This is a genomic window from Pseudomonas sp. LBUM1664 (genome assembly GCF_059695895.1).
On record NZ_CP166791.1, the window covers coordinates 508730 to 533777 of the forward strand.

General features: G+C 60.9%; 23 protein-coding genes and 2 pseudogenes. 10 read left to right on the plus strand and 15 right to left on the minus strand.

What is annotated here, in order from left to right; genetic code table 11:
- The first annotated feature begins 81 nt into the window (after positions 1-81).
- From ACA047_RS02385 to fdhA, 3 genes are all read left to right on the plus strand, one after another.
- On the plus strand, positions 82-714 hold the full coding sequence (locus ACA047_RS02385; protein ID WP_497356375.1) for a sarcosine oxidase subunit gamma: 633 nt from the start codon (positions 82-84) through the stop codon (positions 712-714).
- Positions 715-890: 176 nt separating this feature from the next.
- Positions 891-1748, plus strand: coding sequence for a formyltetrahydrofolate deformylase (gene purU / locus ACA047_RS02390; protein ID WP_497356377.1), 858 nt, complete (start codon positions 891-893; stop codon positions 1746-1748).
- A 130-nt stretch (positions 1749-1878) separates the two neighbouring features.
- Positions 1879-3078 carry a formaldehyde dehydrogenase, glutathione-independent gene (gene fdhA / locus ACA047_RS02395; RefSeq protein WP_497356379.1) on the plus strand — a complete coding sequence of 400 codons (1200 nt, stop codon included), beginning with the start codon at positions 1879-1881 and terminating at the stop codon, positions 3076-3078.
- Between the two features lie 147 nt (positions 3079-3225).
- On the opposite strand, the gene ACA047_RS02400 is transcribed toward fdhA, so the two are convergent.
- The 4 genes and pseudogenes from ACA047_RS02400 to yihG form a co-directional block, all read right to left on the minus strand.
- Complete coding sequence (locus ACA047_RS02400; RefSeq protein ID WP_497356381.1) at positions 3226-3390, minus strand: cold shock domain-containing protein; 165 nt, start codon at positions 3388-3390, stop codon at positions 3226-3228.
- Positions 3391-3587: 197 nt separating this feature from the next.
- Positions 3588-3860: a hypothetical protein gene (locus ACA047_RS02405; RefSeq protein ID WP_497356383.1), complete on the minus strand. Its 273-nt coding sequence runs from the start codon at positions 3858-3860 to the stop codon at positions 3588-3590.
- A gap of 622 nt (positions 3861-4482) precedes the next feature.
- Positions 4483-4754, minus strand: a pseudogene (locus ACA047_RS02410) (hypothetical protein).
- 320 nt (positions 4755-5074) lie between these two features.
- Positions 5075-5962 carry a 1-acylglycerol-3-phosphate O-acyltransferase, YihG family gene (gene yihG / locus ACA047_RS02415; protein ID WP_497356385.1) on the minus strand — a complete coding sequence of 296 codons (888 nt, stop codon included), beginning with the start codon at positions 5960-5962 and terminating at the stop codon, positions 5075-5077.
- A gap of 186 nt (positions 5963-6148) precedes the next feature.
- Here yihG and rloA2 point away from each other — a divergent pair, with 186 nt between their 5' ends.
- From rloA2 to ACA047_RS02440, 5 genes are all read left to right on the plus strand, one after another.
- Positions 6149-6655 (plus strand): retropepsin-like aspartic peptidase RloA2, encoded by a 507-nt coding sequence (gene rloA2, locus ACA047_RS02420; RefSeq protein WP_497356387.1) that lies wholly within the window; start codon positions 6149-6151, stop codon positions 6653-6655.
- Positions 6656-6723: 68 nt separating this feature from the next.
- Complete coding sequence (gene creB / locus ACA047_RS02425) at positions 6724-7404, plus strand: two-component system response regulator CreB (protein WP_497356389.1); 681 nt, start codon at positions 6724-6726, stop codon at positions 7402-7404.
- On the plus strand, positions 7404-8822 hold the full coding sequence (gene creC / locus ACA047_RS02430; protein ID WP_497356391.1) for a two-component system sensor histidine kinase CreC: 1419 nt from the start codon (positions 7404-7406) through the stop codon (positions 8820-8822). The genes creB and creC overlap by 1 nt, the downstream gene beginning before the upstream one ends.
- 112 nt (positions 8823-8934) lie before the next feature.
- Positions 8935-10308 carry a cell envelope integrity protein CreD gene (gene creD / locus ACA047_RS02435; RefSeq protein ID WP_497356393.1) on the plus strand — a complete coding sequence of 458 codons (1374 nt, stop codon included), beginning with the start codon at positions 8935-8937 and terminating at the stop codon, positions 10306-10308.
- A complete protein-coding gene (locus ACA047_RS02440) occupies positions 10305-10463 on the plus strand; it encodes a hypothetical protein (RefSeq protein ID WP_497356395.1) in 159 nt (52 codons plus the stop codon). Before creD ends, ACA047_RS02440 begins: the two co-directional genes overlap by 4 nt.
- Here ACA047_RS02440 and ACA047_RS02445 read toward each other — a convergent pair.
- The 8 genes and pseudogenes from ACA047_RS02445 to ACA047_RS02480 all read right to left on the minus strand — a co-directional run.
- Positions 10398-10547: pseudogene (locus ACA047_RS02445) on the minus strand (MFS transporter); the annotation flags it as partial. The gene ACA047_RS02440 and the pseudogene ACA047_RS02445 overlap by 66 nt on opposite strands.
- Before the next feature lie 10 nt (positions 10548-10557).
- The gene (locus tag ACA047_RS02450; protein ID WP_497356397.1) at positions 10558-10737 is read right to left on the minus strand and encodes a hypothetical protein; all 180 of its coding nucleotides are present in this window, start codon (positions 10735-10737) and stop codon (positions 10558-10560) included.
- On the minus strand, positions 10734-11864 hold the full coding sequence (locus ACA047_RS02455; RefSeq protein WP_497356399.1) for a PepSY-associated TM helix domain-containing protein: 1131 nt from the start codon (positions 11862-11864) through the stop codon (positions 10734-10736). The genes ACA047_RS02450 and ACA047_RS02455 overlap by 4 nt, the downstream gene beginning before the upstream one ends.
- Positions 11865-11933: 69 nt before the next feature.
- Positions 11934-14360, minus strand: coding sequence for a TonB-dependent siderophore receptor (locus ACA047_RS02460; RefSeq protein ID WP_497356401.1), 2427 nt, complete (start codon positions 14358-14360; stop codon positions 11934-11936).
- A 136-nt stretch (positions 14361-14496) separates the two neighbouring features.
- Positions 14497-15477: a FecR family protein gene (locus ACA047_RS02465; protein ID WP_497356403.1), complete on the minus strand. Its 981-nt coding sequence runs from the start codon at positions 15475-15477 to the stop codon at positions 14497-14499.
- On the minus strand, positions 15474-15992 hold the full coding sequence (locus tag ACA047_RS02470; RefSeq protein ID WP_497356405.1) for an RNA polymerase sigma factor: 519 nt from the start codon (positions 15990-15992) through the stop codon (positions 15474-15476). The genes ACA047_RS02465 and ACA047_RS02470 overlap by 4 nt, the downstream gene beginning before the upstream one ends.
- Before the next feature lie 136 nt (positions 15993-16128).
- A complete protein-coding gene (locus ACA047_RS02475) occupies positions 16129-16836 on the minus strand; it encodes a 3'-5' exonuclease (protein WP_497356407.1) in 708 nt (235 codons plus the stop codon).
- The gene (locus ACA047_RS02480) at positions 16833-18773 is read right to left on the minus strand and encodes a putative nucleotidyltransferase substrate binding domain-containing protein (RefSeq protein ID WP_497356409.1); all 1941 of its coding nucleotides are present in this window, start codon (positions 18771-18773) and stop codon (positions 16833-16835) included. The genes ACA047_RS02475 and ACA047_RS02480 overlap by 4 nt, the downstream gene beginning before the upstream one ends.
- 249 nt (positions 18774-19022) lie before the next feature.
- Here ACA047_RS02480 and ACA047_RS02485 point away from each other — a divergent pair, with 249 nt between their 5' ends.
- Positions 19023-19469, plus strand: coding sequence for a response regulator (locus tag ACA047_RS02485; protein ID WP_497356411.1), 447 nt, complete (start codon positions 19023-19025; stop codon positions 19467-19469).
- Positions 19470-19580: 111 nt separating this feature from the next.
- Here ACA047_RS02485 and ACA047_RS02490 read toward each other — a convergent pair whose 3' ends face one another.
- Positions 19581-21758: a malate synthase G gene (locus ACA047_RS02490; RefSeq protein WP_497356413.1), complete on the minus strand. Its 2178-nt coding sequence runs from the start codon at positions 21756-21758 to the stop codon at positions 19581-19583.
- Between the two features lie 458 nt (positions 21759-22216).
- On the opposite strand from ACA047_RS02490, the gene ACA047_RS02495 reads away from it, so the two are divergent.
- Positions 22217-22735 carry a glycine cleavage system transcriptional repressor gene (locus ACA047_RS02495; protein ID WP_497356415.1) on the plus strand — a complete coding sequence of 173 codons (519 nt, stop codon included), beginning with the start codon at positions 22217-22219 and terminating at the stop codon, positions 22733-22735.
- A gap of 217 nt (positions 22736-22952) precedes the next feature.
- On the opposite strand, the gene rarD is transcribed toward ACA047_RS02495, so the two are convergent.
- Both rarD and ACA047_RS02505 read right to left on the minus strand, forming a co-directional pair.
- Entirely contained in the window at positions 22953-23840 is an 888-nt protein-coding gene (rarD, locus tag ACA047_RS02500; protein WP_497356417.1) for an EamA family transporter RarD, read from the minus strand.
- A 205-nt stretch (positions 23841-24045) separates the two neighbouring features.
- A complete protein-coding gene (locus ACA047_RS02505) occupies positions 24046-25020 on the minus strand; it encodes a serine/threonine protein kinase (protein ID WP_497356419.1) in 975 nt (324 codons plus the stop codon).
- Between the last annotated feature and the right edge of the window lie 28 nt (positions 25021-25048).

A 25048-nucleotide genomic window follows, 5' to 3' on the forward strand; every position in this document is an offset into this window, starting at 1 on the left:
TATCGTTCATCGCGGGCAAGCCATGCTCCCACAGCCCCACGCATCGCCAGGTCAAAGCAGAATTCAAGACAGGTGCTCCATATGACCGCAGTCAACGTGTACCCACAACGCCCAACCACCGGGGCCAAGGCCGAGTCGTCGCTGCACCATGCCGACCTCGCAAGCCTGGCCGGCAAGGGCCGCAAGAATGCCGGTGTGACCGTGCGCGAGAAAAAACTCCTGGGCCACCTGACCCTTCGTGGCGATGGTCACGACCCGGCGTTCGCCGCCGGCGTGCACAAGGCCCTGGGCCTGGAACTGCCGGGCGCGCTGGCCGTCATCGTCAAGGGTGAAACCAGCCTGCAATGGCTCGGCCCAGACGAGTGGTTGCTGGTTGTTCCGGGAGGTGAAGAGTTTGCCGCCGAGAAAAACCTGCGCGAAGCCTTGGGCGATCTGCACATCCAGATCGTCAACGTCAGCGGCGGTCAGCAGATCCTCGAACTGTCCGGGCCCAACGTGCGCGACGTGCTGATGAAATCCACCAGCTACGATGTACACCCAAGTAACTTCCCGGTGGGCAAGGCCGTGGGCACGGTGTTCGCCAAGTCGCAACTGGTGATCCGCCACACCGGCGAAGACACCTGGGAACTGGTGATCCGCCGCAGCTTCTCCGATTACTGGTGGCTGTGGTTGCAGGATGCGGCGGCTGAATATGGCTTGAGCGTGCAGGCCTGAAACACAAGGCCCATAGCCGAGCCCGGCTCTTGTGGCGAGGGAGCTTGCTCCCGCTGGGTTGCGAAGCAGCCCTAAGATTAGGCGACTGCTGCGCAGTCGAGCGGGAGCAAGCTCCCTCGCCACAGGGGTTCACTGGTCTTCGATTGCCCAGTTAAATTTGAACAGGAGTCACCGCAATGAGCCGCGCCCCAGACACATGGATCTTGACTGCCGACTGCCCCAGCGTGCTCGGCACGGTGGACGCGGTGACCCGCTTTCTGTTCGAGCAGGGCTGCTACGTCACCGAGCACCATTCCTTCGACGACCGGCTCTCGGGGCGTTTTTTCATTCGCGTGGAATTCCGCCAGCCCGAAGGCTTTGACGAGCAGAACTTTCGCGCGGGCCTGGCCGGGCGTGCCGAGGCCTTTGGCATGGTCTTCGAACTGACCGCGCCCAACTACCGGCCCAAAGTCGTGATCATGGTGTCCAAGGCCGATCACTGCCTCAACGACTTGCTCTACCGCCAGCGCATCGGCCAGTTGTCCATGGACGTGGTGGCCGTGGTGTCCAACCACCCGGACCTCAAGCCGCTGGCCGACTGGCACCAGATTCCCTACTACTATTTCCCCCTGGACCCAAACGACAAACCGGCCCAGGAGCGGCAGGTGTGGCAGGTGATCGAAGACACGGGCGCGGAGTTGGTGATCCTCGCCCGCTACATGCAGGTGCTGTCGCCGGAGCTGTGCCGCAAGCTCGACGGCAAGGCGATCAACATCCACCACTCCCTGCTGCCGGGCTTCAAGGGCGCCAAGCCGTATCACCAGGCCTACAACAAAGGCGTGAAGCTGGTGGGTGCCACGGCGCACTACATCAACAACGACCTGGACGAAGGCCCGATCATCGCCCAGGGCGTGGAAGTGGTGGACCACAGCCACTACCCCGAAGACCTGATCGCCAAGGGGCGGGATATCGAAGGGCTCACCCTGGCCCGGGCCGTGGGGTATCACATTGAAAGAAGGGTATTTCTGAACGCCAATCGTACTGTCGTTCTTTAGAACGACATCGCGAGCAGGCACTTACAGACAACAAAGAAACAAGACACAAGACACAAGCACTAACCCGAGCACTCAACGCGCTGCCTGCCTGGGCAACGCAGTTTCATAAAAACAACAGCGAGGTGAAAGCATGTCTGGTAATCGTGGTGTCGTGTATCTCGGCAACGGCAAGGTCGAAGTACAGAAAATCGACTATCCCAAAATGCAGGACCCGCGCGGCAGGAAGATTGAGCACGGTGTCATCCTGCGCGTGGTTTCCACCAACATCTGCGGCTCCGACCAGCACATGGTGCGCGGCCGTACCACCGCCCAGACTGGTCTGGTCCTGGGCCACGAAATCACCGGTGAAGTGATCGAAAAGGGCAGCGACGTCGAGAACCTGAAAATCGGTGACCTGGTGTCGGTGCCGTTCAACGTGGCTTGCGGGCGCTGCCGTTCCTGCAAGGAGCAACACACCGGCGTTTGCCTGACCGTCAACCCGGCCCGTGCCGGCGGTGCCTACGGTTACGTGGACATGGGCGACTGGACCGGTGGCCAGGCCGAATACGTGCTGGTGCCGTACGCGGACTTCAACCTGCTGAAGCTGCCGGACCGCGACAAGGCCATGGAAAAAATCCGCGACCTGACCTGCCTGTCCGACATCCTGCCTACCGGCTACCACGGCGCCGTCACCGCTGGCGTGGGCCCTGGTAGCACCGTGTACATCGCCGGTGCCGGCCCGGTTGGCCTGGCGGCTGCCGCCTCTGCTCGCCTGCTGGGTGCGGCGGTGGTCATCATCGGCGACGTCAACCCGATCCGCCTGGCCCACGCCAAGGCCCAGGGTTTTGAAATCGCCGACCTGTCCAAGGACACCCCACTGCACGAACAGATCGCCGAGCTGTTGGGCGAACCGGAAGTCGACTGCGCCGTCGACGCCGTGGGCTTCGAAGCCCGTGGTCACGGCCATGAAGGCGCCAAGCACGAAGCCCCGGCCACTGTACTCAACTCGTTGATGGGGGTGGTGCGCGTCGCCGGCAAAATCGGCATCCCGGGCCTCTACGTTACCGAAGACCCGGGCGCAGTCGATGCGGCGGCGAAAATGGGCAGCCTGAGCATCCGCTTCGGCCTGGGCTGGGCCAAGTCCCACAGCTTCCACACCGGCCAGACTCCGGTCATGAAGTACAACCGCCAACTGATGCAAGCCATCATGTGGGACCGCATCAAGATCGCCGACATCGTCGGCGTGGAAGTCATCAGCCTCGACGACGCCCCGCGTGGGTACGGCGAGTTCGATGCGGGCGTGCCGAAGAAGTTTGTGATCGATCCGCATAAGTTGTTCAGTGCGGCGTAAGGTTGGATGCAGGACGGAAAAAGGGCGACAGTGATGTCGCCCTTTTTATTAACACAGGAGTAAACGGCGATTGTTAGGCCGCCGTTTTAAGATTCGACTGACGCGATCTTGCTTATTCATCATCACTGCCCAACATCAGCTCGTACGTCAAGTTCTGTCCGGCCTGTTTGGTCCCTGGGTGATGACATAGCTCACCTTTTGTCCTTTTTGCAGGGTTTGAACGCCACCTTGTAAGGCTGAGACATGGACGAAGAGTTCACCCGCTCCTCCGTCATCCGTGATAAATCCAAATTTTTTGTATCGTCGAACCATGCAACAGTTCCAGTTCCGCTATCGCTCACTTTTCTATCCGCCTGGTCGAATGATTGATACGTATAAGCAATGGAGATTGCTTATATCCCTCTTGACACATTCAGCGGAAATGGTTGCCTACTGTCAGAGTTGACAGTAGGCAATACCGAGAGGGAATAACTGACCGGGAGTGATATTCAGATGACTGTCAGGGGCGGTCACGTCGTGGCTTGCGCCTGCAAGCGTCGGCCGATCACGTCCAGCAAGTCGCAGCCATCGCGCAGCGGAATCGATAGCAGCAAAGCAAAGTCATGGAGAACGACGGCGTCAGAGCTGATCTCCTCGCGAAAGGCGATGTTTTCCAGCAGTTGAGTGACGGCACGGATGCGATAGGCGGCGGTTTCGTGGAGGACATCGAGAGGAGCTTGGGTGTCGATAAGCAGGGCGGCGGGGGTGTAGTCGACGCCGGTGATGGGCATGTATCGGTTCATTGGGTAAAACTCCGTAGTTCGGTGAATGCCGCCACTCACTCGTCGCCAAACGAATGGGTGGCAGCTGTACGCGGGTTGGCGAACCGGGTTAACTACGGAAACCGGCAGACCCGAAGATCTCCCGCGCACAACTGCCATTGAGCAGTTTTGCGAGTGTAAAAGCCCGTGCCAAAGAGCAGGGCTTCTGACCGTAGTTTATCGAGTCGCCAAACCCGAGTCGCCATTTGGGCGACGGGACGAACTATAGGCATCGCAGATTGGACGGGGCAAGGCTCGCCGTTGAGGGTGATTTCCCAAGTAGTTGTAAGATTTTTAGTCGACGATGATCGAGCGCCGTTGTGGCGAGGGAGCTTGCTCCCGCTGGGCTGCGAAGCAGCGCCCGCTTTTCAGATGCCAGGGCGAGCGCTTCGCACGCGCGAGCAAGCGCGCTCGCCACGGATACACGCAGCATGTCAGCAGAATGATCGTTCCGCGGTTGCGAAGCGATCAATCTGTCCTACAGGGACTGGTTACATGAACGAACAATCGCCAGGGCCCCAGCTCACCATTAATGGAGAGTGGAGGCCCCCTGCCGCGATCAATAACTGACCTTATGAGATATTCAGATAACTGCCAGAGGCGGTCATGCCATGGTTTGCGCCTGCAACCGCCGGCCGATCACATCCAGCAAGTCGCAGCCATCGCGCAGCGGAATCGATAGCAGCAAGCAACGTCATGGAGAACGACGGCGTCGCAGCTGATCTCCTCGCGAAAGGCGATGTTTTCCAGCAGTTGAGTGACGGCACGGATGTGGTAGACGGCGGTTTCGTGGAGGACATCGAGAGGAGCTTGGGTGTCGATGAGCAGGGCGGCGGGGGTGCAGTCGACGCCGGTGATGGGCATATATCGGTTCATTGGGTAGTACCTCATTCAATTGAAAAGGACTACCACTCAAGCGTCGCCAAATGAATGGGTGGCAGCTGTACGCGGGTTGGCGAACCGGGAATGAAGCGAACCGGCAGACCCGAAGGTCTCCCGCGCACAGCTGCCATAAAGCAGTTCTGCGGGTGCAAAAACCCCTGCAATGTAGCAGGAGCTTTTGCACTTCATTCAATCGAGTCGCCAAACCCGAGTCATCATGTGGACAACGAGGCGAACTATAGGCATCGCTCGATGGGTGGCGCAAGGCTCGCTCTTGCGGGTGATTTCCTAAGTAAATGTGGGAACGATCGGCATCAGCCGCGCTCGCTGCGCAAGGCGGCGATGCGCTGGTCCTTTTCGCTCCAGAGCCGGTTGACCCAGTTCTGAACGTACTGGCGAAACACTGGGTCGTTTTCGTAATCACCCTGCCACAGCGCCGGGTCGAGTTCGCGGGTCTGGATGTCGATGATGACCCTGGGCACCGCACCGCTGATCAAATCCCAGAACCCGGGAATCCGTGCCTGCGGGTACACCACCGTCACGTCCAGTATCGCGTCCAGTTGTTCGCCCATCGCCGCCAGTACGAACGCCACCCCACCGGCCTTGGGCTTGAGCAGGTGGGTGAAGGGCGATTGCTGCTGTTGGCTTTTGGCGGCGGTGAAGCGTGTGCCTTCGAGGTAGTTCACCACGGTGACCGGTTGGCGCTTGAACAGCTCGCAGGCAGCTCGGGTGATTTCCAGGTCCTTGCCCGCCAGCTCCGGGTTCTTCGCCAGAAAGGCCTTGGTGTAGCGCTTCATGAACGGGTAATCCAGCGCCCACCAGGCCAGCCCCAGAAAGGGCACCCAGATCAGCTCTTTCTTGAGGAAAAACTTGAAGAACGGCGTGCGCCGGTTGAGGGTCTGGACCAGGGCGGGAATGTCCACCCAGGACTGGTGGTTGCTGATGACCAGATAAGACGTGTCGCCACGCAGGTCTGCGCCGCCGCGAATGTCCCACCGGGTGGGGATGCACAGGGCAAAGATCAGTTTATCGATTTCGGCCCAGGTCTCGGCGATCCACATCACCGCCCACGAGGCATAGTCGCGAAGGCGTCCGGGCAGAACCAGTTTGAACAGTGCGAACACCATCAACGGCCCGAACAGCACCAAGGTATTGAGCAACAGCAGCAGGGTGACGAAACAGCCGGTGAGCAGGCGGCGCATAAATGACTCTTGCAAACAGGTGGACGGGCCATGATAAGCAGCTTCGGGCGACAGGCCAAATCGGTGGACGAATGTTTCACTTTGGTTTGTGTAGGCTTGACCCGCTCGCTGACGATCAATCGAACGAATCCACAGGCCACGGTCTAAAATCCCGCTGCCCAACCCCTAAAAAAGGAAGCCCATTACGTGAAATCCCTTCTCGCCCTGCTTTCTCTGATGGCCCTTCCCGTGCTGGCCGCCGAGCCGACCCTGTACGGGCGCTACGAATACATCGCGCTGCCGGAAATCGGCGGCGAAGTGCTCAGGGCTAAAATGGACACCGGCGCCCTGACCGCCTCGCTGTCGGCCAAGGATATCGAAACCTTCACCCGCGATGGCGAGGACTGGGTACGCTTCCGCCTGGCCACCAAAGACGCGAGCAACAAGGTCTACGAGCACAAGGTCGCGCGCATCAGCAAGATCAAGACCCGTTCCGAAGAAGATGAAGACGAGAATGAGGCAGTCGCCCCGAGCAAGCGTCCAGTGGTGGATCTGGAGCTGTGCCTGGGTAACGTCAAGCGCACCGTGGAGGTCAACCTGACCGACCGCAGCAGTTTCAATTACCCGCTGCTGATCGGCGCCAAGGCCTTGCGCGAGTTCGGCGCGGCGGTGAACCCGGCCCGACGCTTTACGGCGGACAAACCCGACTGCTGATTTCCCTGATTGACGTGCCCTGAGGCTTGGGGCACCGTTCCGGCAACTTTACTGTCGGGCTCGGACGCATGCCTCATATTCTGATTGTCGAAGACGAAGCCGCCATCGCCGATACGCTGGTGTTTGCCCTGCAGGGGGAAGGCTTTGACACCACCTGGCTGAGTCTCGGCGCGGCGGCGCTCGAGCACCAGAAAAGCACCCCGGCAGACCTGATCATCCTCGATGTGGGCCTGCCGGATATCAGCGGTTTCGAGACCTGTAAAAATCTCAGACGTTTCAGCGACGTTCCGGTCATTTTTCTGACAGCCCGGGATGGCGAGATCGACCGGGTGGTGGGCCTGGAAATCGGCGCCGACGACTACGTGGTCAAACCCTTCAGCCCTCGTGAGGTGGCGGCCAGGGTCCGCGCGATCCTCAAGCGTGTGGCGCCGCGACCGATCGCCGAGGTGGGCGCTGCACTGTTCCAGGTGGACAGCGACCGCGTGCAGATCAACTATCGCGGCAAGCCGCTGAACCTCACTCGCCACGAATTTCGCCTGCTGAACTGCTTGCTGGAGCAACCTGAACGGGTTTTCAGCCGCGAACAATTGCTCGACGCCCTGGGCGTGGCCAGTGATGCCGGCTACGAACGCAGCATCGACAGCCACATCAAGAGCGTGCGCGCCAAGTTGCGCCTGGTCAGAGCCGAGGCCGAACCGATTCAGACTCACCGCGGCCTCGGTTACAGCTACAGCCCGGGGCACAGCTGATGTCTCTGGGGATTCGGATTTTCCTGGTTTATGTGCTCTTTATCGGTTTGACCGGGTATTTCGTCCTCGGCACGGTGATGGAAGAAATCCGCCCAGGCGTGCGCCAGTCCACCGAAGAAACCCTGGTGGACACCGCCAACCTGATGGCCGAGATCCTGCGGGACGACTTCAAGGCCGGGACCCTCAACCAGAACCGCTGGCCACAGTTGCTCAAGGCCTACGGTGAGCGCCAGCCGGCGGCGACGATCTGGGGCTTGCCGAAAAACCAGGTCAGCCATCGCATCTACGTCACGGATGCCAACGGCATCGTGGTGCTGGACTCCAGCGGTGTGGCGGTGGGCCAGGATTATTCGCGCTGGAACGACGTCTACCTGACCCTGCGCGGCGAATACGGCGCCCGTTCGACCCGCAGCGTCGCGGATGATCCGACGTCTTCGGTGATGCACGTCGGCGCGCCGATCCGCGACAACGGCCAGATCATCGGCGTGGTCACCGTGGCCAAGCCCAACAGCTCGCTGCAGCCTTATATCGACCGTACGGAACGGCGCCTGCTGGCTTATGGCGTCGGGTTGATCGGGCTGGGCCTATTGCTGGGGGCATTGCTGTCGTGGTGGCTCAGCGCGGCGCTGCGTCGTTTGATGACGTATGCCCAGGCGGTCAGCGAGGGGCGTCGGGTGGAGGTCCCGCATTATCGCGGCGGTGAGTTCGAGCAACTGGCGGGCGCCGTGGAACACATGCGCACTCAGCTTGAAGGCAAGGCCTACGTTGAACGCTATGTGCACACCCTGACTCACGAACTCAAGAGCCCGCTGGCGGCGATTCGTGGCGCTGCCGAGCTGCTGCAAAGCGACATGCCCGCGGCCCAGCACCAGCGCTTCGTCAGCAACATCGACAGTGAAAGCGCGCGCATGCAGCAGTTGATCGAACGCTTGCTCAACCTGGCCCAGATCGAGCAGCGTCAAGGGCTGGAAGAAGAGGTCGCCGTGCCGCTGGCAGCGTTGATGGATGAGCTGCTGGAAGCGCGCGGCGGCTGGATCGAGAGTCGGCAGTTGAAGATCGAGCGGCACATCCCCGCCGGCCTGACGTTGACGGGGGAGGCGTTTCTGTTGCGCCAGGCCTTGGGCAATCTGTTGGAAAACGCCTTGGACTTCACGCCCGTCAATGGGCTACTGCGTATCAACGCCGAGCGCATTGGCAAGCGCGTCGAGATCCGCTTGTTCAATCAGGCCGAACCGATTCCCGACTACGCCCTGCCGCGCCTGAGCGAGCGTTTCTACTCCCTGCCGCGCCCGGACAGCGGCCGTAAAAGCACCGGCCTGGGGCTGAACTTTGTGGAGGAAGTGGTGCAGTTGCATGCAGGGGAATTCGGGATTGGCAATGTCGAGGGTGGGGTTGAGGTGGTTTTGCGGTTGCCTTGAAACCAAGGCGCGAAGGGGCCGGCCCAGTCTCCACACAATCTCCACACTCCCCCCATAAACACCCCACACAGGCACTTCAGACTCTTCCTCATTCGAACAGGGAGAGCCCCACATGAACCGCAGCCTCGCCATTAAACTGGGCATGATTGCCCTCTTGATTCTTTTGCTGATGATCCCGCTGTTGATGATCAACGGCCTCATCGACGAGCGCCAGGCGTTGCGCGATGGCGTGCTGCAGGACATCGCCCGCAGCTCCAGCCACAGCCAGCAACTCATCGGGCCGATGATCGTGGTGCCGTTTCGCAAGCAAGTGCGGGTCTGGAATACCAACGAGAAGACCGGCGTCCGGTTCCTGGAAACCGTCGAGCAAAGTGGTGAGTTGTACTTTCTGCCGGAGCAATTCGAGCTCGACGGCCAGGTCCGGACCGAAACCCGTGCCCGGGGGATTTACGAGGCGCGGATGTTCCATGCCGACAGCCGGATCGATGGCCGCTTCAAAGTGCCTGAGCGCTACGGCGTGGCCACCAAGGACTTTGCCGACTACCGCTTCGACGAACCGTACCTGAGCGTGGGCATCAGCGACATTCGCGGCATCGAGAATGCATTGACCCTGACTCTCAACCAGCAGACCGTCGATTTCCTGCCTGGCTCGCGGGTCGGCTGGTTGGGGCAGGGTGTGCATGTGCCACTGCCGATGGTCACGGCTCAGAACAGCGCCGAGCTGACCTTTGGTTTTGACCTGCGCCTGCAAGGCACCGGCGAGCTGCAAATTGTACCGGTGGGTAAAACCAGCAAAGTGCACCTGTCGGCCGACTGGCCGCACCCAAGCTTCATCGGCAACTACCTGCCCGTCAGTCGCGACATCAATGAGCAAGGTTTCAGTGCCGACTGGCAGACGTCGTTCTTCTCCACCAACCTTCTGGAAACGCTGCAAAGCTGCGTACCCAGCGAGGGTTGTGAAGCGTTGCGCAGCCGTGCCTTTGGTGTGAGTTTCATCGACCCGGTGGACCAGTATCTCAAGAGCGACCGGGCGATTAAGTATGCGCTGCTGTTCGTCGCCCTGACCTTCGCCGGGTTCTTCCTCTTCGAAGTGCTCAAGAGCCTGGCGGTGCACCCGGTCCAGTACGCCTTGGTGGGCGTGGCGTTGGCGTTCTTTTACCTGTTGCTGCTGTCATTGTCGGAGCACATCGGTTTCGCCCTGGCGTACCTGTTGTCGGCCAGTGCCTGTGTGCTGCTGATCGGGTTTTATGTCTGCCATGTGCTGCGCAGCGTGAGCCATGGTCTGGGTTTTTCGGTGGGGTTGGCGGGGCTGTACGCCTTGCTCTACGGCTTGTTGAGCGCTGAGGATTATGCGCTGTTGATGGGCTCGTTGTTGCTGTTCGGCCTGCTGGGCGTGTTCATGGTGTTGACCCGCAAACTGGACTGGTACGGGGTTGGATCGAAACCGGCGACTGCCATGACCTTCGATTTGGGAGAGGTGAAATGAGCCGGTCGCTGGGGTTGCGTGAGGATCAGCGGGAGGGGGAAATGTTGGTGGCGCTGATTGCCGGTTTGTTTGTTGGCGCGACCGAGCCAAGGAGGCCCGGCCGCTTCCGTCAGGCCAAGCAAACCGCGGAAAAACGCCAGACCTTGCCAGCCTGAGGCCATTGCGGCTGCGGCGCAGGCGATGGACCAGGCGAAGGCGAAAATGACGAAACCCATCTTGGTGCCGATGGCATCGATGACCCCGCATGACTCAGCGGCGCGGGACCAGCCCCCACACCGCCAATACCGAGGGTATGCCCAGCCCCAGCCAACTCACCGCGTCCCACAGGCCATCGCCAAGCAAGGCGCTGAATAGCCCCGCCGCGCAAAGAACACCGATCACCAGCGGAATTCCAAACACCTTCCAGAAACTCGATTGCCGAGATTTCACGAAGCCACCTGCGCGCCGACTGTTGCACGCTTGGCGGCTTTACGCCGCACGACCCACAGGTAAACGCCGCTGCCGAGCACGATGATGGTCAGCACGTCGAGGACCGCCCAGAAAATCTGCATCGGCCGGCCGCCGTAGTCGCCGAAATGCAGTGGCAGGGACAGGCCCATGACGTCCATGTACCACGGGCGTTCGGCCACGGCGGTGACGTCCAGGGTGCTGGCGTCGATCAATACCGGTGTCAGTAAGTGAGAGGTCAGGTGGGTGCTGCCTTTCATGAACACGCCATAGTGGTGTTCGCTGGAAAACAGCGTGCCGGGGAAGGCGATGAAGCTTGGCTCCATGCCCGGTGCGGCGTTTTTTGCGATGTCGAGCAAACGGGTGGCCGGTGCCAATTGCGTCAGCGGCGGCACGTTGCGGTAGGGCTCGACCATGGCGCTGAGGCTGTCGTTGCGCCACGCGGCGATGATCAGGTCGGCGCACGCGGCGATCACCCCGGTGACGCCCACGGTCAGCGCCCAGGTCAACGTCACCACGCCGATCAGATTGTGCAGGTCAAGCCAGCGCAGGCGCGTGGATTTGTCCCGGCGCACCGTGGCGAACTTCAAGCGCCGCATGAACGGCAAGTACAGGACCACCCCGGAGACGATGGCAATCACGAACAAAAAACCCATGAATGCCAGCAGCAACTTGCCCGGCAAACCGGCGAACATGTCTACGTGCAGGCGCAGCATGAGCATCATGAAACCGCCATTGGCCGACGGCATTTCCAGGGCTTCGCCAGTGCGCGCATCGAGCATGAAGGTGTGTGAGGAATTGGGTTCGGTGCCCGGCGTCGGCGCCATGATGGTGATGACGCCGTTGGGTTCGTCCTCGTCCCAGCCAAAATACTGGACCACTTCACCGGGGCGATGGGCCTTGGCTTTTTCCACCAGTTGCTGAAGGTCCAGCGGCGGCGTGTCGGCCGGCATTTCCCGCAGTTCGGGCGCATCGCCCAGCAGGTGTTCGATTTCATGATGGAAGATCAACGGCAGCCCGGTGATCGCCAGCATCAGCAGAAACACCGTGCAGATCAGGCTGGTCCAGGTGTGGACAAAGGACCAGCGGCGGATGGTTTTACTTTTCATGATTGTTCCAAATGCAAAAGGGCCACGCTGTGGCGTGACCCTCAAGAGCCTTGCCCGAAGGCTAACCGATTACCATTTGTAATTCACGCTGGCCACGACGTTACGTTCGTCGCCGTAGTAGCAGTAGTAACCGTCGCAGGTGGCCAGGTAGTCCTTGTTGAAGATGTTTTTCGCATCCACGGCCACCGAGACACCTTTGAGCGAACTGTACAGGCGACCCAGGTCGTAATGGGCCGAAGCGTCGTACACGGTGTAGGAACTGACATGGCCCAAGTAGGTGTTGGTGGTGTTGCCATAAGTGTCGCCGACATAACGCACACCCGCGCCAATGCCGAAGCCGTCAAGCGGGCCGTTATGCCAGGTGTAATCGGCCCATGCAGTTGCCTGGTTACGCGGCACCTGGGCCATGCGATTGCCTTCTTCTTCGGCGCTACCCTTGGTGATTTCACTGTCGTTGTAGGTGTAGGAACCGACCAGCTTCAGGTTATCGGTCACGTTACCGGTGGCCTCCAACTCAAGGCCACGCACGCGCACCTCACCCACTTGGCGGGTAACGCTGTTTTCGGTGACCGAGACATTTTTCTGGGTCAAGTCAAACACCGCGGCGCTCAGCAGGGTTTTGGTGCCCGGCGGCTGATACTTGATACCGATTTCGTATTGTTCGCCTTCGGTCGGCTTGAACGACTCGGTGCTGTTGACGGTTGTACCGGATGCTGGCTGGAACGACTCGGCGTAGGAGATGTAAGGCGTGATACCGTTTTCGAAGACGTAGCTCAGAGCCCCGTTGGCGCTGAATTTCTTGTCGCGCTGGGTGTTGGTGGCGTTGTCTTGGTTGTGGAAGACGGTGCCGGTGTGGACCCAGTCCTCACGACCACCGATAGACAGGCGCCACTGATCCAGAGCGATCTGATCCTGAGCGTACAGGCCAGTCTGATTGGTCTTCTGGTCGTAGTCATACATGGTGTAGTACTCGACCTTGGAGTAATCCTGCCCATAGATCGGGTTGTTGACGTTGCTGTCGGGAACACCCGTGGAACCCCACAGCCAGCGTGAATTGGTGTTGGAGCGCTGATGGTCCAGGCCCAGCAGCAACGTGTGGCTCAGGCTTCCAGTCTGGAAGTCCGCCTGGAAGTTGTTATCCACGGCGAACTGGCTGATGTCCTCGTCAACAATGCTGGCGCTGCGCTTGACGTCGCCATTGGCGCTAACCGCTTCATCGTAAGGGTATGTTCCGGCGGTGAGGGCCTGATATTCCAGGTCGCTCTTGGTGTAACGCAGGTTCTGGCGGAACTGCCAGGTGTCGTTGAAACGATGTTCAAAGGCATAACCGAGTGCGTAGTAGGTGCGGTCGTAGAATTCCCAGTCCGGGTCGCCCAGGTTTTTATGGTGGGAAATCTTGCCGGCGGCCGAGGCCAGTTTGGTGCCTTGCAGCGGCAGGAATTGCGAGGTGATGCCAGTGTCGTCGCGGGTGTACTGCGACAGGAAGGTCAGGCGCGTGTCGTCGTCGATGTTCCAGGTCAGGCTCGGGGCGATGTTGTAGCGCTTGTCCGGGACATTATCGATCCGGGAATTGCTGTCACGCACGGTGCCGCTGACCCGATAGAGAAATTTGCCTTCATCATCGATCTTGCCGGTGCTGTCGAAGTTGAGCTGTTTGTGCTCATTGGTGCCGGCCTGAACTTCGACTTCGTGGCTGCTTTCGGCTTCCGGGCGACGGCTGACCATGTCGAGCAGGCCGCCGGGGGGCGTCTGGCCGTAGACCGAAGACGCCGGCCCACGCAGCACGGCGATGCGTTCAAGGTCCCAGGGCTCGATTTTCGGCGTGATGTAGTTGCCGTCGGGCAGCGGCAGGCCATCGAGGAACTGGGTCGGTGAGAAACCGCGAACCAGCAGCCAGTCGTTGCGCGAGTCCGAGCCGTAGCCGCTGCTCTGCACGCCGGCGGTGTAACGCAGGGCGTCATTGAGGTTGAGAACGGAGCGATCGTCCATCTGGTCGCGTGTCACGATCGAGACCGAGCGCGGCAGTTCGGCAATGGCGGTGTCCGTCTTGGTGCCGGCCGCGGTGCGGGTGGCGAGGTAGCCTTCGGTCGGGCCCCACGCGGTTTCGCTCACAGTGGCGCCGATCACGCTAGTTTCCGGCAGGGCCATGACGCCTTCGGGCACGGCCACCAGGCTGTAGGTGCCGGCGCTGCTCTGTTCCAGTTGCAGACCGGTGCCGCGTAAAGCCTCACGCAATGCACCCGTGGCGTCGAACTGGCCTTGGACCGGGGCCGACGTTTTGCCCGAAGCCAGGGACGGGTTCAGGCTCAGGGCGAGGCCGGCCTGGCTGGCGATCTGGTTCAGGGTGCTGGCCAATGGCGCGGCGGGCAAGTTGTAGCTGCGCACGCTTAAGGCCTGTTCGGCTGCCATGAGCGGGCCGCTGGCCAACGGGGCGGCAAAGGCGATGGCGATGGCTAACAGGCTGGGACGCAACAGGGTGTCAAGCGGGCGGGACATACGGCGGCTCCTGAATGGAAATACTTCTCAATTGCCTGGGTGCCGGATGAAAATCGAAAAGTGATAGGGCTGGATGAAAATAATTTAGATTCAGCCCGGGTGATTGTTCCCATGCAGAGCGTGGGCACGATCAGGCTCAAAGTTTTGGCGCGTTGCTCGGCCCCACCACCACCCACCACTGCGTGTGATGCTCGATCTGCACGGGCAAGGTCGGCAGCAGGGCGCTCAGGGCCAGGTCGGTGTCGTGCAGCGGGAAGCTACCGGTGATGCGCAGGTTTGCCACTTGTGGCTCGACGCCCAGGTAGCCACGACGATAGCGGCCCAGCTCATGGACCAGGTCTTCAAGACGGGCGTTGTCCACCACCAGCATGCCTCGGGTCCAGGCGTCGGCGCCGGGGCTCAGGGCGACCGTCGGCCCGAGGCCTTCACGGCGCATCAGCACCTGCTGGCCTTCGTGCAGAATCTGTTCCTGGTCCGTCGCCTGTGGATGCGCCGCCACCGCAGATTTCAATACGCTCAGGCGCGTGCCTTCGTCTTCGCGCTTGACCAGGAATCGTGTGCCCAGGGCGCGCATGCTGCCTTCGTGGGTTTCGACGATGAACGGGCGCGGATCGTTGTGGCCGGTTTCCACCAGGATCTCGCCTTCTTGTAAGACGATTCGTCGCTGTTTGTCATCGAAACGCACGTCCAGTGCACTGTGGGTGTTGAGGTTGATCAGTGTGCCGTCGGCCAGGCGCAGGGTGCGTTGCTCGCCGGTGGCGGTGCGCTGGTCGGCCAGCCAGTAATCCAGTTGCAGGTAACGATCCCCGGCAAACAACGCCAGGCCGATGACCGCGACGATACTGGCCAGGCCGCTGCCCACTTTGCGTACCCGCCGACGGATGCTCACCCGCGATTGCAGCAACGCGGCCCGCGCCGGCCCGCTGGCAACACTGAAACGCTGGTCGAGCATGCCCAGCTGCCGCCAGGCCCGGGCATGTTCTTCCTCGGCGGCATGCCATCGAGCGAACGCCTCACGCTCCTGGGCGCTGCCGCTGCCTGAATCCAGGGACAACTGCCAGGCAATGGCCGCGTCCAGAACGCTGGCCGAAACCGGCCTGGAATGGGCCGGGTTCATGTCGGCTCACCATAAAGTGCGATGTAGCATTGCCGCACGCCCTGGGCCAGATACTGCCGTACCCGCGGCACCGAAACCCCCAGGCGCTCGGCGATTTCGGCATGGCCAAGGCCGTCGAGGCGGTTGTAGAGGAAAGCGGCGCGGGCCTTGCTCGACAATTTGCCGAGCAGGCGATCGATATTCTTGAGGTCTTCGAGGATCAGTTGCTGTTCTTCCACCGAAGGCTGCTCGCCTTCGGGGATCAGCATCAGTTCGGTGAGGTAAGCCTGCTCCAATGCCGCCCGGCGGAAATAATCGAACAGCAGCCCTTTGGCGATCGCTACCAGAAACGCCCGGGGCTCGCGGGGTGTCTTCAGCTCGTCACGGCCCAGCAGGCGCACGAAAGTATCCTGGCTCAAGTCCTCGGCCCGCTGCGGACAGGCCACATTGCGTCGCAACCATGCCAATAGCCATCCGCGATGGTCACGGTACAACGCACCAACCAGATCACTGTGAGGGCTAGGGATTGACGACACGGAGCATCTCCGACGTTTTAAGTAACGAGAATTGTTCGCGATTGTGGCAGAGACGAGCTAGGGAAAGCAATTGGCGCTGGTCGGGCCCCGATCTGTGGGCCCAGGTGAATCGCACTGAGAGCAGGGAGCAGAGGAGTTAAAGCGAATGCGCCTGCTGCCGCCGCTTCCACTGGCTCAGGCGCTGTTGCAGATCAAGCGGGCTGAGGATCTGCTGCTGTCGGGCGCGGCTGAACAGGATCAGTGCCAGCTCGGCCGTGGCCAGGGCGTCGGCGCTGGCGTTATGACGGTCGAAGACTTGCAGCTTGAACCAGTCGATCCAGTCGTCCAGGCCGGCCTTGCGCAGCATTGCCTGGGGGCAGAGCATCGGCGCCAGGTCCGCCACGTCCAGAAATTGATGCTGCAAGCGATAGCCCAGGTAGTCCTTCAGTGCTCGCCCAAGCATGTGGGAATCGAACGGTGCGTGGAACGCCAGCATCGGGCTGTCGCCGACGAACTCCATGAACGCCAGCAGCGCCTCGGCCGGGTTGCTGCCGGCGGCAATTGCACTGGGGGCCAGGCCATGGATCAACACGCTCGGCCCCAGCGGCTGCTTGGTGCACTGCAGGGTGCGTTCGAACTGTTGGCCAAAGTCGATGGCACCGTCTTCTATCACCACCGCACCGATGGACAGCACCTGGTCTTTATTCAGGTTCAGGCCAGTGGTCTCCAGGTCCACCACCATCCAGCGCTGTTCCCGCAGGCTGCATTCACTCAGTTGCGAGGGCGCAGGCAGGCGTTCCAGGCGCTGATGCAACGCGTCCGGCAACATGGGCTGGGCCTGGCGCAGCCAGGAAAACAGCTTCACAGCTGATACCTCAGTGTCAGGCTGCTTTGCAGGCGTTGGGCCTGGCGCAGGGATTCGCGCAGGATGCGCCGGTCCAGATGATTGAGGCTGTCGGGGTCGACTCGGTTGGAATAGGGCAGGTTCTCGCGGGTTTGCAGTTGATGTTGTTGCATGCGCGCCTGCTGGATGAAGTGATAGGCCTCTTCATAGGCCGCACCATCCAGCGGCTCGATCACTTCCTTGACGACCAGTTGCCGCAAGCGTTCCAGCGTGTTGTTGGCTTTGATTCCGTTGGCCAGTGCCAGCAAGCGAGCGCCGTCGACGAAGGGGGTAAGGCCTTGTACTTTCAGGTCGAGGGTGGCCTTTTCGCCGTTTTTGCGGCTCAGCACGAAGTCCCTGAAACGTCCCACCGGCGGGCGATGGCGCAGGGCGTTGTTGGCCATCATGCGCTGGAACAAACGGTTATCGGCCACCTGCTCGAGAACCTGCTGGCGCAATTGTTCGCAGCCTTGCTCATCGCCCCAGACCACCCGCAGGTCGAAATAGATGCTTGAGGCCAGCAGGTTCTCCGGGGTCGCTTCACGAATGAACGCGGCAAAGCGCCGGGCCCATTCTGCGCGGGACAGGCACAGCTCGGGGTTGCCGGCCATGATGTTGCCCTTGCACAAGGTGAAACCGCACAGCGCCAGGCTCTGGTTGATCTGTTGGGCGATGGGCAGCAGAAGGCCGCGGATCTGTGCGGCATGGGCTGCGTCCCGGGCTTCGAACAGGATGCCGTTGTCCTGGTCGGTGTGCAGGGTTTGCTCGCGCCGGCCTTCACTGCCGAAGCACAACCAACTGAACGGCACGCCTGGGTCGCCCTTGTCGGCCAGGGTCAGCTCGATGACCCGGCACACGGTGTGGTCGTTGAGCAGGGTGATGATGTGGGTGATCTGGGTCGACGACGCACCGTGGGCCAACATGCGCTCGACCAGTTGACCGATCTCGCCGCGCAGGGCCACCAGGTTTTCCACCTTCGGGGCGCTGCGAATGGTTCGTGCCAGGTGCACCAGGTCGACTCGTTGCAGGGAAAACAGGTCCCGCTCCGACACCACGCCACACAGGCGCTGCTCCTTGACCAGGCAGACGTGGGCGATGTGGCGCTCGGTCATGGCGATGGCCGCGTCGAAGGCGCTGTGGTCCGGCGAGAGGAAAAACGGTGCCTGGGTCATGTGCCTGGCGATGGCCTGGGAAAAGTCCCCGGAGCCGTCGGCCACCACCTGCCGCAGGTCGCGCAGGGTGAAAATCCCTACAGGCGCTTTCTGCTCGTTCACCACCACGATGCTGCCGACCTGCTGCTCGTGCATCAGCTTCACGGCTTCGCGCAGCGGCGTCTGGGGGCTGCAACTCACCGGATGACGCATGGCCAGTTCGCCCAACCGCGTATTGAGGGAATATTGGGTGCCCAGGGTCTGTGCGGACTTTTGCTGAACCTGTTGGTTGACCTGGTCGAGCAGGCTGCTGACCCCGCGCAGGGCGAAGTCGCGAAACGGGCCCGACAGGGCGAACAGCTTGATGAAGGCCTGCTTGTTCAATTGCAGGCAGAATGTGTCTTCGCTGGCGCGGTGCTCGGTGCGTGTGGCCCGTTCACCCAGCAGCGCGGCGAGGGGGAAACATTCGCCGGTGGTGATTTCAAAGGTGGTCTCGGTGCCGCCCTTGGCCGAATGCGGACGCTCGCCCACCACTCGGCCCTGCTTGACGATGTAAAAGTGTTCCACCGGGCCGTCGGCCGGTTTGATGATGGTGTCCCCCAGTGCGTAAAAACGCAGCAGGCATTGCTCCACCAGATAGGCCAGGTGGGCATTTTCCATTTGGTTGAACGGGGGAAACCGTTGGAGAAACTGCAACGTACCCTGGATGTTTTGCAACACCGCGGTTTTCCCTGCCTGGATGAAGGCGTCCGTTTTTTTCATAACCATTAGGCAGTCTTTCTTTGAATTGTTGTGGTCGGAACTGTCCCCCATGGTCGGCTCCTGGGCGCGGGGTGCCCATTGGACGTAAGTCTAGGTGGCCGACAAAGGCAGGTATCGAGGAAGGACGCTGTGACGTCTCTTGAAAAACCTTCAATAAATGCACTTGGAAAAAAATCCGACGAAGTGCACATTGAAGCGCCGCAGAACGATGTCTGACCACTGCCAAGGGTTCGATTTAGAGAACGTAGAGAGATCATGTCCGACCACGATATTTTGAGTGACGCCGAGCGCGAGGCGCTGAGTGCCGTCATGCTGGAACCTGACCTGCCGCCGCAGCGCGTCTTGATCGTCGATGACGACAAGGACGCCCGCGAGCTGCTGTCGGAAATTCTGGCGTTGGACGGTATTCACTGCATGACCGCTGCCAGCGGCGAAACGGCACTCAAGATGCTGGAAACCAAACCGTCGATTGGCCTGCTGATCACCGACCTGCGCATGGGCAATGTCGATGGCCTGGAGCTGGTCCGCCTGGTGCGGGAGTCGGAGCGGGCAGCGCTGCCGATCATCATCGTGTCCGGTGACGCCGACGTGAAGGACGCCATCGAAGCCATGCACCTGAGCGTGGTGGATTTTCTGCTCAAGCCCATCGATACCGAAAAGTTGCTGGGGTTGGTGAAGCATGAGTTGGGGATGGATGTGTAACCAGCAGTCCGGGCTGTGTTCCCACGCGGAGCGTGGGAACGATCAATCAACTGGACATGAAAAAGCCCTGATCTCGCGATCAGGGCTTTTTTCATTGCATCTACCACTCAATCACAACCCATTGGCTGCCTTGAACTCGCGGCGACGACGGTGCAGCACCGGCTCGGTGTAGCCGTTAGGCTGTTGGGTGCCTTCGATCACCAGCTCGACCGCCGCCTGGAAGGCGATGTTGCTGTCGAAGTCTGGCGCCAGCGGACGGTACAACGGGTCGCTGGCGTTCTGGCGGTCCACCACCGGCGCCATGCGCTTGAGGCTTTCCATCACCTGGTCTTGCGTGACGATGCCGTGGCGCAACCAGTTGGCGATGTGCTGGCTGGAGATACGCAGCGTTGCCCGGTCCTCCATCAGCCCGACGTCGTTGATGTCCGGCACCTTTGAACAGCCCACGCCCTGGTCGATCCAGCGCACCACGTAGCCGAGGATGCCCTGGGCGTTGTTGTCCAGCTCGTTTTTGATCTGCTCCGGCGTCCAGTTTGGGTTGACGGCCAGCGGGAGGGTCAGGATGTCGTCCACCGAAGCGCGGGCACGCTTGGCCAGTTCGGCCTGGCGGGCGAACACGTCGACCTTGTGATAATGCAGCGCGTGCAGGGCGGCGGCGGTCGGTGACGGAACCCATGCGGTGTTGGCCCCGGCCATTGGATGAGCGATTTTTTGTTCAAGCATCGCGGCCATCAGGTCCGGCATCGCCCACATGCCTTTGCCGATTTGTGCACGACCTTGCAGGCCGGTGCTCAGGCCGATGTCGACGTTCCAGTTTTCGTAGGCGGCGATCCACTTCTCGGCCTTCATGTCGGCCTTGCGGACCATCGGGCCGGCTTCCATGGATGTGTGGATTTCGTCGCCGGTGCGGTCCAGGAAGCCGGTGTTGATGAACACCACGCGCTCGCTGGCAGCCTTGATGCAGGCCTTGAGGTTGACCGTGGTACGGCGCTCCTCGTCCATGATCCCGACCTTGAGGGTGTTGCGCGGCAGGTTCAGCACATCTTCGACGCGACCGAACAGCTCGTTGGTGAACGCGGCTTCTTCCGGGCCGTGCATCTTCGGCTTGACGATGTACACCGAGCCGGTGCGGCTGTTGCGACGCGAAGTGTTGCCGTTGAGGCTGTGGATTGCCGCCAGGCTGGTGATCAGGCCATCGAGGATGCCTTCCGGCACTTCATTGCCGTGCTTGTCCAGGATCGCGTCAATGGTCATCAGATGGCCGACGTTACGCACGAACAACAGCGAACGGCCATGCAGCGTCACGCTCGAACCGTCGACAGCGGTGTATACGCGGTCGGCGCTCATGGTGCGGGTAAACGTCTGGCCGCCCTTGGCGACTTGTTCCGACAGATCGCCCTTCATCAGGCCGAGCCAATTGCGGTAGATCACCACTTTGTCATCGGCATCGACGGCGGCGACCGAGTCTTCGCAGTCCATGATGGTGGTCAGTGCGGCTTCCATCAGGATGTCTTTGACGCCGGCGGCGTCGGTCTGGCCGACCGGGGTGCTGGCGTCGATCTGGATTTCGAAGTGCAGGCCGTTGTGTTTCAGCAGCACCGTGGTGGGTGCCGAAGCGTCGCCCTGAAAGCCAATTAGTTGAGTATCGTCACGCAGGCCGCTGTTGCTGCCACCCTTGAGGGCGACCACCAGTTTGCCGTCGACGATTTTATAACCCGTGGAATCGACATGGGAGCCGGCCGCCAGCGGTGCCGCTTCGTCGAGGAAGGCGCGGGCAAAGGCGATGACTTTGTCGCCGCGCACCTTGTTGTAGCCTTTGCCTTTTTCCGCGCCGTCGGCTTCGCTGATGGCATCGGTACCGTACAGCGCGTCGTACAGCGAACCCCAGCGGGCGTTCGATGCGTTGAGGGCGAAACGGGCATTCATCACCGGTACAACCAGCTGCGGGCCGGCCATGCGGGCGATTTCGTCATCGACGTTTTGGGTCGTAGCCTGGAAATCCGCCGCTTCTGGCAGCAAATAACCGATGTCTTGCAGGAAGGCTTTGTAAGCCACGGCGTCGTGGGCGTGGCCGGCACGGGCCTGGTGCCAGGCGTCGATCCGCGCCTGGAAATCGTCGCGTTTGGCGAGTAGGGCTTTGTTCTTCGGCGCCAGGTCGTGGATGACCTTGTCGGCACCGGCCCAGAATGCCTCGGCGGTGAGGCCGGTTCCGGGAATGGCTTCGTTATTCACGAAGTCGAACAGGACTTTGGCGACCTGCAGGCCACCGACTTGAACGTGTTCAGTCATTGCTTGCCTCACTCTGCTCAGCTATTTCGCTTTTCAGCTCTTCGATTTTGACAATGAAGCCTCGGGACATTTAAACCACAAACCCCGGCACCAGTACATGCCATCGCTGGCGGCTGGGTAGGACCTTGTAGCCTTGCTGACGGGGCTTTTCAGGGATGCGACTGTGCCTTAAGCAGACATCGGTCCAACATTATGTAGTGCGTGCTGCGGCATACTACATGATCAATTGCGGTTGTGAAAATTAGACTAATTGCGTCGTTCTGCGACCGACTAAAGTGTTACGGTCACGACGAGGCATGGGATGTTCTCAAAAAACAGATCGATTGTTCCAGATAATTCTTAAAACATGTACACGATGTTTTTTCTCTCCCACGGCGGGTCAGGTCTAAATTCCCAGGGCAACATCTGTCCGTGACCACCTGCCTATACTCTTGCTTCCACAACAAGAGGGCTGTGCCATGGACCACCTCGTCATCACTGTTTTCGCCCCAGACAAGCCCGGGCAGGTCGAGCGCATTGCCCAGTGCATCGCCGAGCACGGCGGTAACTGGCTGGAAAGCCGCATGTCGCACCTGGGTGGGCAATTTGCCGGGATCCTGCGTCTCAGTGCCCCGGCCGAGGCCCATGAAGAACTGATCGAAGCCTTGCAGGGACTGTCAGCCGACGGTATCCGTGTGTTGATCGCCGAGAACACCCTTGAAGAATCCTGCACCTGGAAACCCATTGCCATGGAACTGGTGGGCAACGATCGTCCCGGCATCGTGCGCGACATCACCCGGTTGCTGAGCGAACAGGGCGTAAACGTCGAGCGATTGGTCACCCATGTTCGGCCGGCGCCGATGAGCAGCGAGTTGCTGTTTCACGCTGAAGCGATCCTGGGGGTGCCCTTGACCCTTTCACTGGACACGTTGCAGGAGTGTCTCGAGACCCTGGCCGATGAGTTGATGGTGGAGCTCAAACTCAGCGACGAGGTGTGATGCAGGTTATCCAAGAAAAAACTGCGCCTGCCTGTGGATAACCTGTAGAGACTCAGCGCCAGCCCAGGCCCGTCGGGCATCAGCGACGAATGATCAAAAAATCACCAGTTTTCAAGGGTTTGTGCACAAATGGCGGGGATCACGCTGTGGATAACCTTGGGAAGGATCAGCACAGGCCACGCCAGACGTGGCCTGTGGAGGGTTGTGTGATTTTTGATCAGTTGCGGCGGCGCATGCTGATCAGGGCATCGACGCTGTACACCGCGAGCCCGGCCCAGATAAACAGGAACGCCACTAACGTGCTGGACGACAGGTGTTCACCGAACATCGTCACCGCCAGCAACAGCACCAGCGTCGGAGCGAGGTACTGCAGAAACCCCAGCGTGGTGTAGGGCAAGTGCCGCGCCGCAGCGTTGAAACACACCAGCGGAACCAACGTCACGGGGCCGGCCGCCACCAGCCACCAGGCTTCGGAGGTGGTCCAGAAGGCCGCTTGGGCACTGGTGGCTGTCGGATTGAACAGCAACCAGGCGATGGCGATCGGCACCAGCATCCAGGTTTCCACCACTAGCCCTGGCAAGGCCTTGACCGGCGCCTGCTTGCGGATCAACCCATAGAAACCGAAGGTCAGCGCCAGCACCAGCGACACCCACGGCAGGCTGCCCACTTGCCAGACCTGCTGCGCCACGCCGACCGCCGCCAACCCCACCGCTAGCCACTGCATGCGCCGCAACCGCTCACCCAAAATCAACATGCCCAGCAATACGTTCACCAGGGGGTTGATGTAATACCCCAGGCTCGCTTCGAGCATGCGGCCGTTGTTCACCGCCCAGACATAGGTCAGCCAGTTGGCGGCGATCAGCGTCCCGCTCAGGGCCAGGATCGCCAGGCGACGTGGGTTATCGCGCAATTCAGCCCACCAGCCCGGGTGTTTCCAGACCATCAGCAACGCCGCGCCGAACAACGCCGACCAGAGTACCCGGTGGATGATGATTTCCACGGACGGCACGCTGGCGATGGCTTTGAAATAGAGCGGGAACAGACCCCAGATGATGTAGGCACTCAGGCCCAGGATATACCCGCGACGCGGGTTGGCGGCTTGCATGCAAAATCCTTGCTTAGGCAGCTAACAAAAGAGTGATTGTAAGCAGATTTGTCGGGTTACGCTGTGAACATTGTGAACAATTCACCGCCGTACCCCCTGTGGGAGCGAGCCTGCTCGCGATGCGACGACACATTCGCCATTGACGTCGACTGACACACCGTCATCGCGAGCAGGGATCCGTGGTGGCTGTTAGAACCAAGCCAAGTCAGAACAACTTCAATGGCTCTTCATTGAGCGCCGCCAGTTGTTCGCGCAGCGCCAATACCTGGTCGCCCCAGTAGCGTTCGCTGCCGAACCACGGGAAGCTGCGGGGGAAGGCCGGGTCGTCCCAGCGGCGTGCCAGCCAGGCGCTGTAGTGCATCAGGCGCAGGGCTCGCAGCGGCTCGATCAGCGCCAGTTCCCGCGGGTCGAAGTCATGGAACTCACGGTAGCCGTCCATCAATTCCGACAACTGCCCCAGGCATTCCTGCCGATCACCGGCGAGCATCATCCACAAGTCCTGCACCGCCGGGCCCATGCGGCAGTCGTCCAAGTCAACGATGTGGAACACCTCGTCGCGACACATCATGTTGCCGGGGTGGCAATCGCCGTGCATGCGGATGTTCTGATGGGGCGTGGCGGCGTAGACCTCTTCGACTCGTTTGAGCAGATCCCTGGCCACCGACTCGTAGGCCGGAAGCAGGCTACGGGGCACGAAACCGCTTTGCAGTACGGTAACCAGCGAATCATGACCGAAGTTTTTCACACCCAGCGCTTCACGGTGTTCGAACGGACGGGTGGCTCCGACCGCGTGCAGGCGCCCGAGCAATTGCCCCAGGCGATAGAGCTGATCGAGGTTGCCCGGCTCCGGTGCACGGCCGCCGCGACGGGGAAACAGGGTGAAACGAAACCCGTCGTGTTCATGCAGGCTGGCGCCGTTGTGGATCAGCGGCGCCACCACCGGCACCTCGCAATCGGCCAGCTCGAAGGTGAAGCGGTGCTCCTCGAGAATGGCTTCGTTGGTCCAGCGCTGAGGGCGGTAGAACTTGGCGATCAGTGGCTCGGCGTCTTCGATGCCAACCTGATAGACGCGGTTCTCGTAGCTGTTGAGGGCCAGCACGCGGGCGTCGCTGAGAAAGCCAATGCTTTCAACGGCATCGAGCACAAGGTCGGGCGTGAGGGTTTCAAACGGATGGGACATGCTGACTCCTGCGCAGCGGCAGGGCTGC

Bases quoted from the DNA above. Each gene is read 5' to 3' on its own strand.
- ACA047_RS02385 (WP_497356375.1), top strand. From the start codon at position 82: ATGACCGCAGTCAACGTGTACCCACAACGCCCAACCACCGGGGCCAAG.
- purU (WP_497356377.1), top strand. From the start codon at position 891: ATGAGCCGCGCCCCAGACACATGGATCTTGACTGCCGACTGCCCCAGC.
- fdhA (WP_497356379.1), top strand. From the start codon at position 1,879: ATGTCTGGTAATCGTGGTGTCGTGTATCTCGGCAACGGCAAGGTCGAA.
- ACA047_RS02400 (WP_497356381.1), bottom strand. From the start codon at position 3,390: ATGGTTCGACGATACAAAAAATTTGGATTTATCACGGATGACGGAGGA.
- ACA047_RS02405 (WP_497356383.1), bottom strand. From the start codon at position 3,860: ATGAACCGATACATGCCCATCACCGGCGTCGACTACACCCCCGCCGCC.
- yihG (WP_497356385.1), bottom strand. From the start codon at position 5,962: ATGCGCCGCCTGCTCACCGGCTGTTTCGTCACCCTGCTGCTGTTGCTC.
- creB (WP_497356389.1), top strand. From the start codon at position 6,724: ATGCCTCATATTCTGATTGTCGAAGACGAAGCCGCCATCGCCGATACG.
- creC (WP_497356391.1), top strand. From the start codon at position 7,404: ATGTCTCTGGGGATTCGGATTTTCCTGGTTTATGTGCTCTTTATCGGT.
- creD (WP_497356393.1), top strand. From the start codon at position 8,935: ATGAACCGCAGCCTCGCCATTAAACTGGGCATGATTGCCCTCTTGATT.
- ACA047_RS02440 (WP_497356395.1), top strand. From the start codon at position 10,305: ATGAGCCGGTCGCTGGGGTTGCGTGAGGATCAGCGGGAGGGGGAAATG.
- ACA047_RS02455 (WP_497356399.1), bottom strand. From the start codon at position 11,864: ATGAAAAGTAAAACCATCCGCCGCTGGTCCTTTGTCCACACCTGGACC.
- ACA047_RS02460 (WP_497356401.1), bottom strand. From the start codon at position 14,360: ATGTCCCGCCCGCTTGACACCCTGTTGCGTCCCAGCCTGTTAGCCATC.
- ACA047_RS02465 (WP_497356403.1), bottom strand. From the start codon at position 15,477: ATGAACCCGGCCCATTCCAGGCCGGTTTCGGCCAGCGTTCTGGACGCG.
- ACA047_RS02480 (WP_497356409.1), bottom strand. From the start codon at position 18,773: ATGGTTATGAAAAAAACGGACGCCTTCATCCAGGCAGGGAAAACCGCG.
- ACA047_RS02485 (WP_497356411.1), top strand. From the start codon at position 19,023: ATGTCCGACCACGATATTTTGAGTGACGCCGAGCGCGAGGCGCTGAGT.
- ACA047_RS02490 (WP_497356413.1), bottom strand. From the start codon at position 21,758: ATGACTGAACACGTTCAAGTCGGTGGCCTGCAGGTCGCCAAAGTCCTG.
- ACA047_RS02495 (WP_497356415.1), top strand. From the start codon at position 22,217: ATGGACCACCTCGTCATCACTGTTTTCGCCCCAGACAAGCCCGGGCAG.
- rarD (WP_497356417.1), bottom strand. From the start codon at position 23,840: ATGCAAGCCGCCAACCCGCGTCGCGGGTATATCCTGGGCCTGAGTGCC.
- ACA047_RS02505 (WP_497356419.1), bottom strand. From the start codon at position 25,020: ATGTCCCATCCGTTTGAAACCCTCACGCCCGACCTTGTGCTCGATGCC.